Annotated in this window: 13 protein-coding genes; 5 read left to right on the top strand and 8 right to left on the bottom strand. The window is 34.6% G+C overall.

The window, feature by feature from the left end; genetic code table 11:
• Positions 1 to 106: 106 nt before the first annotated feature.
• From HCAN_RS00935 to HCAN_RS00915, 5 genes are all read left to right on the top strand, one after another.
• Positions 107 to 1,405 carry an aminotransferase class V-fold PLP-dependent enzyme gene (locus HCAN_RS00935; protein WP_050755420.1) on the top strand — a complete coding sequence of 433 codons (1,299 nt, stop codon included), beginning with the start codon at positions 107 to 109 and terminating at the stop codon, positions 1,403 to 1,405.
• A gap of 64 nt (positions 1,406 to 1,469) precedes the next feature.
• Complete coding sequence (locus HCAN_RS00930; protein WP_006655985.1) at positions 1,470 to 3,161, top strand: acetolactate synthase large subunit; 1,692 nt, start codon at positions 1,470 to 1,472, stop codon at positions 3,159 to 3,161.
• 3 nt (positions 3,162 to 3,164) lie between these two features.
• Positions 3,165 to 3,635: an acetolactate synthase small subunit gene (ilvN, locus tag HCAN_RS00925; protein ID WP_006655986.1), complete on the top strand. Its 471-nt coding sequence runs from the start codon at positions 3,165 to 3,167 to the stop codon at positions 3,633 to 3,635.
• An 8-nt stretch (positions 3,636 to 3,643) separates the two neighbouring features.
• The gene (gene lpxD / locus HCAN_RS00920) at positions 3,644 to 4,666 is read left to right on the top strand and encodes a UDP-3-O-(3-hydroxymyristoyl)glucosamine N-acyltransferase (protein WP_006655987.1); all 1,023 of its coding nucleotides are present in this window, start codon (positions 3,644 to 3,646) and stop codon (positions 4,664 to 4,666) included.
• A gap of 1 nt (position 4,667) precedes the next feature.
• Positions 4,668 to 4,910, top strand: coding sequence for a hypothetical protein (locus HCAN_RS00915; RefSeq protein WP_006655988.1), 243 nt, complete (start codon positions 4,668 to 4,670; stop codon positions 4,908 to 4,910).
• Between the two features lie 24 nt (positions 4,911 to 4,934).
• Here the strand turns inward: HCAN_RS00915 and gltX are convergent, their stop codons facing one another.
• The 8 genes from gltX to HCAN_RS00875 form a co-directional block, all read right to left on the bottom strand.
• A complete protein-coding gene (gene gltX / locus HCAN_RS00910) occupies positions 4,935 to 6,335 on the bottom strand; it encodes a glutamate--tRNA ligase (RefSeq protein ID WP_006655989.1) in 1,401 nt (466 codons plus the stop codon).
• Between the two features lie 270 nt (positions 6,336 to 6,605).
• Positions 6,606 to 8,876, bottom strand: a complete 2,271-nt coding sequence (gene metE / locus HCAN_RS00905; protein ID WP_006655990.1) for a 5-methyltetrahydropteroyltriglutamate--homocysteine S-methyltransferase — start codon at positions 8,874 to 8,876, stop codon at positions 6,606 to 6,608.
• Between the two features lie 145 nt (positions 8,877 to 9,021).
• Positions 9,022 to 9,594: a sugar O-acetyltransferase gene (locus HCAN_RS00900; RefSeq protein ID WP_006655991.1), complete on the bottom strand. Its 573-nt coding sequence runs from the start codon at positions 9,592 to 9,594 to the stop codon at positions 9,022 to 9,024.
• Between the two features lie 15 nt (positions 9,595 to 9,609).
• Positions 9,610 to 10,191, bottom strand: a complete 582-nt coding sequence (locus tag HCAN_RS00895; RefSeq protein WP_006655992.1) for an NAD(P)H-dependent oxidoreductase — start codon at positions 10,189 to 10,191, stop codon at positions 9,610 to 9,612.
• Complete coding sequence (locus HCAN_RS00890) at positions 10,188 to 10,622, bottom strand: MerR family transcriptional regulator (protein ID WP_006655993.1); 435 nt, start codon at positions 10,620 to 10,622, stop codon at positions 10,188 to 10,190. Before HCAN_RS00890 ends, HCAN_RS00895 begins: the two co-directional genes overlap by 4 nt.
• A 111-nt stretch (positions 10,623 to 10,733) precedes the next feature.
• Positions 10,734 to 11,879 carry a DUF6716 putative glycosyltransferase gene (locus HCAN_RS00885; protein ID WP_104761885.1) on the bottom strand — a complete coding sequence of 382 codons (1,146 nt, stop codon included), beginning with the start codon at positions 11,877 to 11,879 and terminating at the stop codon, positions 10,734 to 10,736.
• Between the two features lie 58 nt (positions 11,880 to 11,937).
• A complete protein-coding gene (locus HCAN_RS00880; protein WP_006656696.1) occupies positions 11,938 to 13,260 on the bottom strand; it encodes a protoporphyrinogen/coproporphyrinogen oxidase in 1,323 nt (440 codons plus the stop codon).
• Positions 13,261 to 13,674: 414 nt separating this feature from the next.
• A complete protein-coding gene (locus tag HCAN_RS00875) occupies positions 13,675 to 14,577 on the bottom strand; it encodes an NAD-dependent epimerase/dehydratase family protein (RefSeq protein ID WP_006655997.1) in 903 nt (300 codons plus the stop codon).

Genomic DNA, 14,577 nt, shown 5'->3' with positions numbered 1-14,577 from the left:
ACTCTAAAATTAACAAACAAAATTCCTAAAACACTCACAATTATGCTAATATGCCAAATAAAAATGGGAGATTTCAAAAGTGGAAAAAGATTTTTTCGCCCCCTTATTGCCTCATAATTTTAAAAATCTAAACACTAAAGAAAAAAAGGCTTTGCTTAAAAAAGAAATCTTACTAGCAAAAAACAAATATTATTTTGATTGGACGGCAAGTGGATTGGCTGCAAAATGCATAGAAAAACGCATCAAAAAGATTCTCCCCTTTTATGCCAATCCACACTCTGAAAGCTCACTTCACTCTAAAATCATCGGCGACACTTATGAACAAGCACGCAAGAATCTAAAACAAATCTTTGGGCTTGATTCTAGCTTTGCACTCATTTCTTGTGGCTTTGGCTCAAGTGCTGCTATCAAAAAGTTTCAAGAAATCCTAGGAATCTATCTCCCACCCCAAACTAGAAAAACCCTCAAACTTCACGAAATTGATTCCTCTAAATTACCCCTTGTTATTGTTGGACCCTATGAACACCATAGCAATGAATTAAGCTTTAGAGAAGGCTTATGCGAAGTAATACGAATCCCACTTAATGAGGAAGGTTTAGTAGATTTAAAGGCTCTAGAACAAACTTTAATTACCAATGTTCATCGCAAAATCATTGCTTCTTTCTCACTTACTTCAAATGTTAGTGGGATTCTAAGCCCTTTTATGCAAATCTCAAATCTAATCCGACAATATGGCGGAATCGTATGCTTTGATATGGCAAGCTCTTCTGCTTATTTTGATATTCCAAGCTCTTTTTATGATGCTGCTTTTCTCTCTCCACATAAGCTCTTAGGCGGAATCTCAAGTAGTGGAATCCTTATTATTAAACGCAATTTAATTAACAAAACTCTGCCTCCTACTTTTTGTGGTGGTGGTGTGGTGGGCTATGTTTCACGCACAAGTCAAATTTATTTTGCCAATGAAGAAATTCGCGAAGAATCAGGAACACCTGGGATTTTAGAGTTTATTAGAGCGAGTTTAGCCTACCAATTACGCCAAGAAATTGGGCAAGAATGGATTATGCAAACCAAAGAAAAACTCATTTGCATCTTTAAAGAATTTTTAGAAACTCACCCTAAAATCACTCTTTATGGCAATCCAAACTACAACATTATTGGAACTTTTGCATTTAATATCCAAGAAAAATCCCCTTATGAAATTGCCACTATACTTTCAAATAACTATGGAATCTTGGTGCGTGCAGGTTGTTCTTGTGCTGGACCTTATGGTCATGATTTACTCAATTTAGAAGACAACACAACTTTTACTCAAAAACCCGGTTGGATTCGTGTGAGTTTGCATTACACACATCGCAAAAAAGATCTCCACTATCTTTGTGAATGCCTAAAAAAATTATGCAAATAAATCTTTTGTAAGCTTTAATCAAGCTTTTTTTATTAAAATAAACTAAAAAAATTTAGGATTTGCTATGCAATTAAACGGCTCTGAAATGGTTATCCACGCTCTTAAAAATGAGGGCGTAAAAGTAGTTTTTGGTTATCCTGGTGGTGCGGCTTTAAATATTTATGATGAGATTTACAAACAAAACTTCTTTGAGCACATTCTCACACGCCACGAACAAGCGGCAATCCACGCTGCTGATGGTTATGCTAGAGCAAGTGGAGAAGTAGGAGTAGCTATTGTAACAAGCGGACCTGGCTTTACAAATGCTGTTACGGGAATTGCAACGGCTTATATGGATTCAATCCCTCTTGTCATTATTAGCGGACAAGTCCCAACAAGCCTTATTGGAACGGATGCTTTTCAAGAAATTGATGCTGTGGGAATCTCTCGTCCTTGCACCAAACATAATTTTCTTGTTAAAAATATTCAAGAATTGCCTAAAATCCTAAAAGAAGCTTTTTATATCGCTAGAAGTGGGCGTCCTGGTCCGGTACATATTGATTTACCTAAAGACATTAGTGCAACAATTGGTGAATTCAACTATCCAAATGAAATCAAACTCCAAACCTATAAACCAACTTACAAAGGCAATCCACGCCAAATCAAAAAAGTAGCTCAAGCCATTAAAGAATCCAAAAAACCGCTTTTATACCTTGGTGGTGGCTGTGTGGCTTCACAAAGCACCAATCTCATCAAAGAATTCTGTGAAATCACACACATTCCTGTTGTTGAAACACTTATGGCAAGGGGAGTAATGCCTCATAATCATCCCGATTTATTAGGAATGGTGGGAATGCATGGAAGTTATGTTGCCAATATGGCAATGAGCGAGACTGACCTTATTATCGCACTTGGAGCAAGGTTTGATGATAGGGTAACAGGCAAGCTAAGTGAATTTGCTAAATACGCACAAATCGTGCATGTTGATATTGATCCAAGTAGTATTAGCAAAATTGTTGATGTAACTTATCCTATCGTTGGGGATGTTAGTAGTGTCTTAGAAGAGCTTTCAGGATTAATCAAAGAAGATTATGAAGTTAAAAATATTCTTGCTTGGAGGGAGACACTAGAACGCTATGATAAACTCCATCCTTTAAGCTATGAAGATTCTGAAGAGATTTTAAAGCCCCAATGGGTTATTAAAAAAATAGGTGAGATTCTAGGCAAAGAAGCATTAATCTCTACTGATGTTGGGCAACATCAAATGTGGGCAGCACAATTTTATCCTTTTAGCTTTCCGCGTCAATTCATCACAAGCGGCGGTTTAGGAACTATGGGCTTTGGTTTGCCTGCTGCAATGGGAGCTAAAAAGGCATTTCCAGACAAAACTTCCATTAATATTAGCGGAGATGGAAGTATTTTGATGAATATTCAAGAGTTAATGACCTGTTTAGCAAGTCAGATTCCTGTAATCAATATTGTATTAAACAATAATTATCTAGGTATGGTAAGACAATGGCAAACTTTCTTTTATGAAAATCGCTATTCTGAAACCGACTTGCAACTCCAACCAGATTTTGTCAAACTTGCCGAATCATTTGGAGGAGTTGGGTTTGTTGTCCATACAAAAGAAGAATTCGTTCAATGTCTCAATAAAGCTATTAACTCAAACAAACCTGCTTTGCTTGATGTGCGAATTGATCGTTTTGAAAATGTTTTACCTATGGTGCCAACTGGTGGAGCATTGTTTAATATGATGTTAGAGTATAAGGAGTAAGCTATGGAGATTAAACGCGTTATTACCGTAACGGTTTTAAATGAGCATGGAGTGTTATCAAGAATTAGTGGATTATTTGCAGGGCGTGGGTATAATATCGAATCACTCACCGTAGCACCTATTTTTGATACCAATCTTTCTAGAATAACCATTACAACACAAGGGGATAAGAAAGTATTAGAACAGATTCTAAAACAACTCCACAAACTCATCCCTGTCTTAAAAGTTTTAGAAGATGAGCAAATTATTGAACAAGAATCGGTGCTTGTAAAATTCTCCAATAAAGAATCTCTTAGTGAGCTCTCAACTATTTTTGCAAGTTACAATGGAAAATTACTAGAAGTCAATGAAAAATACGCAATTTTTATGGCTTGTGATTGCCATATGCGAATCAATAGCTTACTCCAAGCAATCCAAATCTATAAGCCAAAAGATATTACAAGAAGCGGTATTTCAGCCATTGAAGTCAATTAAGGAAGATAATGTTACTCAATCAAATTGTTAGCTTTTTAAAAGAAAAAGAAGTTTTAGGTGAGATTTTACAATGGAATGAAGAGAATAAAGATTGGATAGAACATTCTAGCTTTTTTGATTCTGAAGCGATTACCCATATTGAATCACCCCTAAAGGCTACTTGTGATTCCCTTACATTTTTAGAAAAAGAAAAATATCTAGCCGATATTGAAAAAACTAAAGCCAAAGTGATTCTCACGCGTAAAGCCTATGTTAAAAATCTTCCCAAAACCTCCCTTGCTTTTGTAAGTGAAAACCCTTACCTAGCAATGGCATATTTAACAAAATTTTTTGCCAAACCACTTTTTAGCTCCAAAATTCCTCCAAAAATTGCCCCAAATGCCACAATTGCTCATAATGCTACAATTGGAAATGGCAGTGAGATTGATGAAAATTCTGTAGTAATGGCAGGTGTTGTAATTGGCGAAAATGTCAAAATTGGAAAAAACTGCATTCTTTATCCTAATGTTTGCATTTATAATGATTGTGAAATTGGAGATAATGTGAGTATTCACGCCAATTCTGTCATTGGAAGCGATGGGTTTGGCTATGCTCACACCAAAGATGGACAACATATTAAAATCCACCATAATGGCAAAGTTGTGCTTGAAAGTGAAGTTGAAATCGGCTCTAATACCTCTATAGACAGAGCAGTTTTTGGGCAAACACGCATCTGTAAAGGCACTAAAATTGATAATCTTGTTCAAATTGGACATAATTGTGAGATTGGCGAACACTCTATTATTGTTTCTCAAGCAGGAATTTCTGGATCTACCACAACAGGGCGTAATGTAGTGCTAGGCGGACAAAGCGGAAGTGCTGGGCATTTGCATATTGGTGAATTCACTCAAATTGGTGCAAAGGCAGCGATTGCAAAAAGCGTCCCTGCTTTTGGAAAATTTTCTGGTCACCCACTTTTACCAATTCAAGATTGGTTAAAATTACAAGCCCTTTTCAAAAAAATGCTGAAAAAAGAATCGCAAAAAGACTAAAATGAAGCAAAAAATCAAAAAGCTTGTCTATACCATCGCACTTGATAATCAACCAAACGATGAATCAAGCATCGTAATCTCTAAAATTAATAGTCCCAAAAAAGAATGCAAAAAGCATTCAATGATTTCAATTTCCTTTTGCCCAAATGATAAAAAGGATAGCGACACGCGGTGCGAAATCATCATCCCCAAAAAGAAAGTCAAAGAATTACGCAAAGCCTTAAAACAAGCTTATAAAGATTAAAAGCCCTTTACCTATCGCTTCCATTTAATTCTTTAAAGTTTGAATAGCTGCTTGGATTCTCTTAACAATTTCCTCTTTATCTAAACATGCTAAAAGCGGAGCTATACCAACCCCCCCACTCTTACCAAGCAAAGCATAACGCAAAGGCACAAATAATACTTTTGCTTTGATTCCGTGAAAATCTGCAAAAGTTGCCATCTCATTTTCAGCTTCTTGTGCAGTTCCTATTGGTTTTTTAAGTGCTTTGATATAGGCACAAAACTCTCCTAAAAGTCTAATATTTTCTTCACTAGAAACCTTATGTTGCATCTTTTCATCATATCTTTTTGGTTCTTGCAAACAATCTTTTAAAATCTCCACAAAATCTACTAAAGTTTTAGAACGCTCTTTGATTTCTGGATACAAAATCTCTTGCACTTTTTCTTGTGGAGTTTCCACATTGAAATTCTCACTCAAAAGCATATTCAAAGAATCATTACTCAATTCTCTAATATAATGGCTATTAAGCCATAAAAGCTTCTCTTGGTTATAAGCCGAAGGGGCTGAATTCAAATCATTGGGGTTAAAAAACTCTAACATTTCTTTTTTGCTAAAAATCTCTTGATCTCCATGACTCCAACCAAGTCTCACAAGGAAATTCAAAAGTGCTTCTGGCAAATAACCCATTTCTTTATATTCCATAACACTCATTGCACCATCGCGTTTGCTAAGCTTATGCCCTTGTGGATTAAGAATCATTGGCACATGAAAAAATCGCGGCACCTTGAATCCTAAAGCCTCATAAATAATAATCTGCTTAGGCGTATTACTCAAATGATCATCACCCCTAATAACATCTGTAACCCCCATTAACGCATCATCGATTGCTACACAAAAATTATAAGTTGGTGTCCCATCGCTTCTTGCAATAATAAAATCATCAAGCTCTTTTGCGTTAATTCTCATCTCACCTTTCACACCATCCTTAAAGCAAATCTCGCCACTTAAAGGTGCTTTGATTCTCACTACTGGCTGTATTCCACTTGGGGGTGTCCCTTGAAAATCACGATAACGATTATCATAACGCGGTGTCTCTCCTCTTTTGCGTTGCTCCTCGCGTAATAAATCCAATTCTTCCTTACTCATATAGCAATAATACGCCTTACCCTCTTTTAAAAGTTGCTCAATATATTGCTGATAAAGTGGGAATCTCTGGCTTTGATAAACGACCTCACCATCATAATCCATTCCAACCCACTCAAAAGCTTGAATAATAGCCTCTTTTGCATCGGTAGAATTTCTTGCTAAATCTGTGTCTTCAATCCTTAAAAGAAATTTGCCTTTATTAGCTCTTGCATAAAGATAATTAAAAAGTGCGGTTCTAAGACCGCCGATATGTAGGTAACCTGTAGGGGATGGGGCAAAACGCGTTACTATTGTTTCCATATTTTAAAAGTCTCCAAAAACTTAAAATTTTAGGAATATTACCAAATTCTAACTTGTAAAATTTATAAGTTTTTAAAACTTCTTTTAATTCCTTGCTGGAATTTGCCTTACTCTATATATTTGCTTTTTTCCGCAACTTCTGTTTATACTTTTTATTTGTGTATTTTTTATAATCTTTGCTAGGATGCTTGTAGCAATATAGTAGATGCCTTTAATTACCACCAAATTAGCTTACAAGCACTCCATTGTCTTTTACTTGATTTTTAAAAATTATTTTAATGTGCCTCGCACAGCCTTAACTGCCTCAACCATATTTTTAAGACTTGGTTTGACTTCTTCCCATTTTCGAGTTTTTAGCCCACAATCTGGATTAATCCACAATTGTTCTTTTGGCAATACTTCCAAAAGCGCTTTGATTTGATCGATGATTTCTTGTGTGCTTGGGATTCTAGGGCTATGAATATCATACACACCCGGTCCTACTTCATGTGTATAGCCAACTTCCTTAAAGACTTTTAGCAACTCATTTCCGCTTCTTGCAGTTTCTATACTAATCACATCAGCATCCATTGCTTCGATAGTTTTAATAATATCATTAAACTCACTATAACACATATGTGTGTGAATCTGTGTATTTGCCTTTGCTACTGCGGTAGAAACCTTAAAGCACTCTAGTGCCCATCGCTCATATTCTTTGATATTTTCTGCGCGCAAAGGATACCCTTCTTTAAAGGCTGCCTCATCGACTTGAATGATTTTCACTCCGCCTTTTTGCAAATCATCAATCTCATCAGCAATGGCTAATGCAATTTGTTCGCATACTTGTGAGCGCGTCATATCATCGCGCACAAAGCTCCAATTTAGAATCGTTACAGGTCCTGTTAGCATACCTTTCATAATTTTTTTCGTAAGACTTTGTGCATACAAAATCCAATCAAGCGTCATTGCCTTAGGTCGTGCTACATCACCAAAAATAATAGGTGGTTTCACACAGCGGCTACCATAGCTTTGCACCCAACCATTTTGACTAAACACAAAACCTTCAAGCTGCTCCCCAAAATACTCCACCATATCATTGCGTTCTGGCTCTCCATGCACCAAAACATCTAAATCAATTTCTTCTTGAAACTTCACACAATCTTGTATGTATTCTTTGATTCCTGCTTCATACGCATCTTTGCTAATCTCACCTTTTTTATACCCCAAACGCAATGCACGAAGTTCTGGTGTTTGAGGGAATGAACCAATTGTTGTTGTCGCAAGATCTGGATAACCTAGCTCATCTCGTTGAATCTTAATACGATCTTTGAAAGCTACATCGCGGCTTTTTAGTGTATTTTTGCTCACGCGATCGCGTACAGCTTTATTGTTTGTTTTTTCAGAAGTTTTACGTGCATTATTAATGGCTTTATTGGCTTCAAAAAATGCTTTACTTTCTCCATTTACGCCATTTTTGAAGAGATCTTCAAGCGCTCTTAATTCTTCAAGTTTTTCTTTTGCAAAGCTAATCCAACTTAGAATCTGTGAATCCATTTTGCTTTCATCATCTTTTCCAAAAGGCACATGCAAAAGTGAGCAAGAAGTAGTGATTACTACGCGCTCTTTTGGAATTTGTGCTGTGATAGATTCTAATGTTTTGAGTTTAGATTCTAAATCTGCTACCCAAATATTACGCCCATCAATAAGCCCTGCAAAAAGCACCTTGTTGCTTGCTGCGATAGCGCCAAGAGATTGTGTATTTTTAGCCCCTGCGATAAAATCAAGTCCTATACCATAAATGCTTGTTTGCAATAAAACTTCTGTAAGCTCATTGCTATGCTCAAAAAAAGTTGTTACGATAGTTTTGATACCTTTTTGTGCAATGCTTTCATACACTTCTTTAATAGCTTGTTTATCATAGACACATTGTGCTTGTGGCGTATCATTGTGCCATCCACGCACAAAAATAGGCTCACTAAATTCAATCACAACTTCCAAATCTAGTTTGGCAATCTCATCAATCAAATCTAAATACGCGCTCTTAAGCTTTGCAAAAATAGCTTTTGGATCACCTTGTGCAATTTTGCTTAATCCAAAAAATGTAAAAAGTCCTATAAGTGAAATCTTTGGCGTATATCCTAGCGCTTTAGCTTCATTGTATTGATCCTTTAGTGTTTGAATCTGTGCTTGATATACATCTGTTTGACTAAGCTCTGGGACAACATAGTGATAGTTTGTGTTAAACCATTTTGTCATTTCACACGCTACACCTTTTGCATGTCCGCGTGCCATAGCAAAATATCCCTCCAAACCGCTTAAGTCTTTGAATCTTTGTGGCTTTGCGCCAAGCGCATAGGCAAGATCCAAAATATTATCATAGTAGCTAAAGTCATTGACACATACATAATCAAGATGTTTTTGTGCTTCCCAATGCTTTTTGCGCAAATCTTTGGCTACGTTTTCTAAATCACTTTGGCTACATTTTCCAGCCCAAAATGCCTCTAAAGCTTTTTTCAGCTCTCTATTTTGTCCGATACGAGGAAATCCAACGATACTACTCATTATGATCCTTTTTATGAAATTTTAGTTTGACGGATATTATTGCATATTTTTTTAAAAAATACAATATGTATTTAAAAATTTATAATAAATTTACTCTCAAAAATTTCTATTTATCTCCTCGTTAATCGTCTTTTTTCTACGAATCCTATTTATAATTTTCTATCTCTATTTTTTTGATAAGTTTTGCAGGATTTCCGCCCACGATAGAATTTGGCGGGACATCTTTGGTAACGACTGCATTAGCACCCACGATAGAATTTTCACCAATCCTAACACCCGGACAAATAGTTGCTGCTACACCTATCCACACGCGCTTTTGGATATAAATAGGCTTGCAAATGGTAGTAGTGCGATTATAGGGATTAATGTCGTGGTTAATGGTGATGAGATTAACTTTTGGTCCGATAAACACCTCATCATCAATATAGATTCCGCCCCGATCCATAAATGTGCAAGCGGTATTAACAAAAACATTTTTGCCAAAATATATATTACGCCCAAAATCCGTATAAAAAGGTGGTAAAAGCCACAAACTAGAATCCACCTCTCTTCCCATAATTTGACTTAAAATCTCACGCACTTGCTCCTCGCTTTTTTCTCCATTATTAAGCTTGGTGATGAGTTTTTGCGTGTGCTTAATCACTTCGATGATAGGTGCGACTTCAGGATCTCTAGAATCTAGTGGCACACCAGCCAAATCTTTCTCAAAAACATTCATAATCTTATCCTTATTTTAACCAAACACTTTTTGCAAATGCGCTTTATACTCTTGTATGTATTGTTCTACTTGTGGGTTTTTGACCACATCATTGCAAATAAATGTCGGCAAAGCCTGCATACCCAAAAACTCGTGTGCCTTATGCAAATGCAAATACACGACATCTACACCCACACCACCAAAAAACTCATCTTTGTCTGTAAATGCCTCAATGGGTGCATTCCAAGTAAGACTAAACATATATTTCTTATCGTGCAATAAGCCACCTTTGCCATAATTTTTGCTTGGGTTATTGCTATGGCGACCATCGCTAGCACAAAATTTTCCAGCTCCTGCCATAAATACTTTATCTATATATTCTTTTACTATCCAAGGCTCACCCATCCACCAACCAGGCATTTGATAAATCCATACATCAGAATCTAATAACTTTTGCACTTCAGATTCTATCTCATAGCCCTTATCTATATGTGTTTCTACGATATTGCACCCAAAAGATTGCAATGTTTCTTTAGCCACTTCTTGCAAAGTCGCAGAAAGCCTACCTTCACTACTACCAAACTTTTTGCTTCCATTAATCAGCAATATATTTTTCATGCATTCTCCTTTTTGCAGTCTTTTTTACAACCTTTGTATTGTTTGCTTTGTGGATTAAACCCATCGATATTATTATGCAGCATTTCATCATAAACACCAAGCTTATAATTTAGCGTTTCAAGCACAGATTGTAGCTCCTCAATAGCATCTGTAACAATCTCTTTTTGCCTAGCAATCATTTCTCGTCGCTCTTTTGCTGTACAATCACCCTTGTTTGCAAGCTCTATGTAATATTTAATTGTCGGAATATCCATTTGGGCTTTACGAAACCAATTAATCCAACGCACCCATTCCACATCACGCTCACTAAAATATTTAACTTGATTGTCATCTTTTTCTACAAAAGGGAATAAGCCTTTCTTCGCCCAAAAACGCAAGGTATGAGAAGACACTCCTGTCTTTTTTTCTACCTCAATAATTGTATAAGCCACAAATGCCTCCTTATTATCTACTAAGAATCTAAAGCCATAAAGCATACGAAATTATAAAATATTAGAGTTACTCTAAGTCAATAAAACATCACATCATGCTCATATAGCAATTTATTTATCATAAAAATATGGAAATTTCTCCTCAGAATAATATTGAACAACTTCTTCTCTTTTCTCTTTTATTTTTTTTATTACAGCCTTTTTTAACAGATCTATCTCCACTTCAGAAGCAAAATTACAATTTTCATCTTTCCACCCTTTATTTACTATTGGTAATTTATTATCTATCCAATCATTCAATGAATGCAAGACTCCACTCCCTAAAAAATCGTGATTACCAATATTTTTACCTATACCAAAATCTTGAATAACAATGGTCGGAATACCAAGATGTATCGCTTCTATCAAAGCTGTCGAATAAAATCCCAAACACACATCTGCTTTACCCAAAAGGCTCTCAATAGGTTCGTTACTTATCAGGATATTATCAGGTTTTCTTTTAATTTTATATCTCCATCTCCACAATTGAAAAATTTCTTTTTTTTTGAAATAAGCATTCATGTGTTCTTTGTGAGTAATACTTCTTTCTTTTATAACAACCAAATGATCGGGATATTTAAGAGCATACTCATAAACCTTTTTCATTAAATAAGATTGCTGTTTCTTCTGCGCTGGCATATTAGCTTGCCCTATCAAAAGAGTTATCTGTTTGCCATTATTGCAATTCCTACTTTTTTCGGTATTATCCCCATATAATCTTGCATACCCCAACATCAACAAATTATCATTTTTAACATTTAAGTCTTGCAACTTTTCTTTGAAAATACGAAAATTCCTCTTTGAGTTTATGCAAATAATATCCGCACCAATCCTACAAAGCACAGCATGTAAGTCACTACAATCCGTCAGACCATTCATACCAGCAATAACTATTGGTCTCTGTTGATATTTTCTAAAAAATCTTCCCAGTGCATTTAAAAAATAAATATTTTTCGTTCCTCCTATAGCTAATATTATCACTTCTGCTTTTAAAAAAATATCTTCTTTTTCAAGCATCTCACTCATACTGCCGTAACGCTTCATTGTATATTCTTGCCTAACATAAGCTTTTACTTGCTCCAAAGTATTTTCTCTATGATAGACAATAACCGACTCAAATATGCTACGCAGATAATTAGCCAATGCCAAACCCCATTTTAAACGCGAATCAAAATCAGAAAATACAAGCAACTTCATCTGTCTTTTAAAATTTGCCACATAAAAACCCTTGATAAATTAATTAGGTAATTATAACAAAAAACCATTTTTACCAACCCTAGCCATTCTCAATTTGTTGTGCAGCCTCCATTCCACTCAAAAAACTTTGGTCACTCCATAAATAATCCCATTCCCCAAACCTACCACAAGTTAAAATGCCACACCCTTTTACATAATCAAGAAGTTCTTCTCTATATTTTTCCATACCATGATTAAAGATAACATTCGCATAAGGAATAATTCTAAAATCTTCGCAAACAATATCTGCTTCCTTGCAAAAATTCATTTGAAATAGCTTTTCTTTTACATGTTTTATAAAGAAATCTGCCAAATCACTGCAATTATTACTCATTTTTTCCAAAGTTTTAAAATCAGAAAAATAAATTTCAACTTGAATGCTAGAGCAATCTTTCGGAGCATTATAGGCGCTCTTCATTGATGGACTATAAAATCTTGCAAAAAATACATCTTCATCATAAACATAGTACCATAAATGTTTAGGAATTTTTTTATCAAACCCTAAAGATACTAAAGCTACAGAAGTAGCATAAAGATGTCTTGATGATTCTAATATATCTTGAGAAGTGTTTTTTAGCATTTTAACAAGTGCAGGTAAAGGTATAGTAGAAATTAACTTTTCATATTTTACTTTAGTTTCATCTGAAAAATAAATTATTTTCTTTTCGCTATCTATAATTGTAGCTTCTTTTTGATATACAATATCTATCTCCTTAACCATGTTTTGCAAAAAAGATCTATAGCCACCTTTTACAGGATAATACATTTCCTTAGCATAGTAAGTCACCGGAGTATCTTCACTCATAGCACCCATTAAAATCTCATCCATATTTGGCTTATAAAATCTTGGTCCTATGAACATAGGATTTGTATTTAAGTCTTTTGCTTCTACAGTCCAATATTTTCTGGTATATTTCATAGCAAATTCTTCTGAAAAAAAGTCACCATACTGAGACTTAAGCCATTGTTCAAAATTCTCAACTTTAATATCTCCATGAGCATTTTGCAACATACCCTTAATGACCGCTATTTTAATATCTAGAGGCAAAGGATAAAGATTGCTTTGCACAGGATGCTTTACATAAATTCCACTGCAATAATTTAAAGAATCAGGAATATGTGTATAATGCCTAGTAGCGAAAAAAATTTTTTTTACGCTTTGATCTTTTGCAAATGACAAATGCACAGCATTATCAAACCAGAATTTACCTTTGGCGGTGTTTATAAAAAAACCTCCGCATAAACCTCCATAATCATTATCTTTTTCAAATACTTTAACTTTTTTATTTTTTTGCTTTAAATGATAAGCGGCCGAAATGCCTGCTATACCAGCTCCTAATATGACTATATTTTCATCTTCCATCAAAACTCCTTTAAAGTTCAATTTTTCCACTCATAACTTTATTGCAAAAACACAATATCCTTTCTCTTTAAATCATTCCATTATTTTAAAAATTTTGAGTTTTTGCAATGCAATAGACTTAATTAAAACTTAAATTGCTCCACAAATAAAAAGCCACCAACCTTCTTGATTTTATTTTCGACAAAGCAAAAAATATTAAATCTACTAAAGACATTGATGCTGACAAATATATTGCTTTAAAGATTTTTTATAGCACATAATTTTATTGATCACAATAAAGGATTAATTCACAAAATCACCAATGCAAAGAAACTTAGCAGAACAAATTAAAATTGTTAAAACCACAAAATCTGCAAACCAAAGCAATTACTTAAAATCGATATTTGCGGTTCATCTTTCTTTATAAACAGCATTTTAATCATTTTTATCATTATAACAATCTTTTATCATATTAAATCCTTGCTGAAAAGTAATTTTTTGCTCCCAGCATGGCAATTCATCTCCGCCTTCATAAGGTATAAAATTTTCTCTCAAAGAATACGGTAGAGCTCCCCACTTAATATCTATTTCCTGACCAAAACAATCTTTAAAAATTTTTGCAATATCTTTTAAGGTTTTTCGCTCCTTTGAGTGTAAAGCAACTTTTCTATTACGCAATAACATACCTTCTTTTTTTGTTAACAAATTAATGCAAATATCAAATGCATCAATAACATCATCAACATACAATATATCAATAATCTGTTCACCACCACTCATTTTTATTTGCTTGCCACTAGTCAAGGCTTCAAGCCATATATTAAAAATCTTTGGGCGCAAATCATTAGGACCATAAGTATCATTTAGCAAAATTGTAGTAAATCGGAATTTTGCAACCTGAATATAATAATCGGCGACCCTTAAAAAAGCGGTCTTTGTAGCCGCGTATAAATTCAATGGATTATCAGGTAAATTCTTATAAAACTGCCAAAAAGTTCCAACATTAATAAACCAACCTTTAAAATCAATCATGTATAAAGTTTCCAACAACTCTACACCAAAAGTAATATTGCCCTCAATCAAAGAGGATACTTGATAAGTATCATGATTTTTAATATATAAGGCAGCCAAATGAACAACTCCATCTATATTTTCTTTTCTTAAAAAATTGGAAAGTTTTTGCATATCTCGTTCATAATAAAAAACCTTGCAAAACTGTTCGATTTTACTTGTATTGCTACTTTTTCTGACTAACGCAATAATTTCATATTTTTTATAAAGCTGTAGAATAAAATTTGTTCCGATGAAGCCTGTAGCACCTGTAAGTAAAATCTTCAT

It is taken from the genome of Helicobacter canadensis MIT 98-5491, from assembly GCF_000162575.1.
Classification (GTDB): domain Bacteria; phylum Campylobacterota; class Campylobacteria; order Campylobacterales; family Helicobacteraceae; genus Helicobacter_D; species Helicobacter_D canadensis.
The sequence above is the reverse complement of the archived record's forward strand: the minus strand, read 5'-3'. Positions and strand labels throughout refer to the sequence as shown.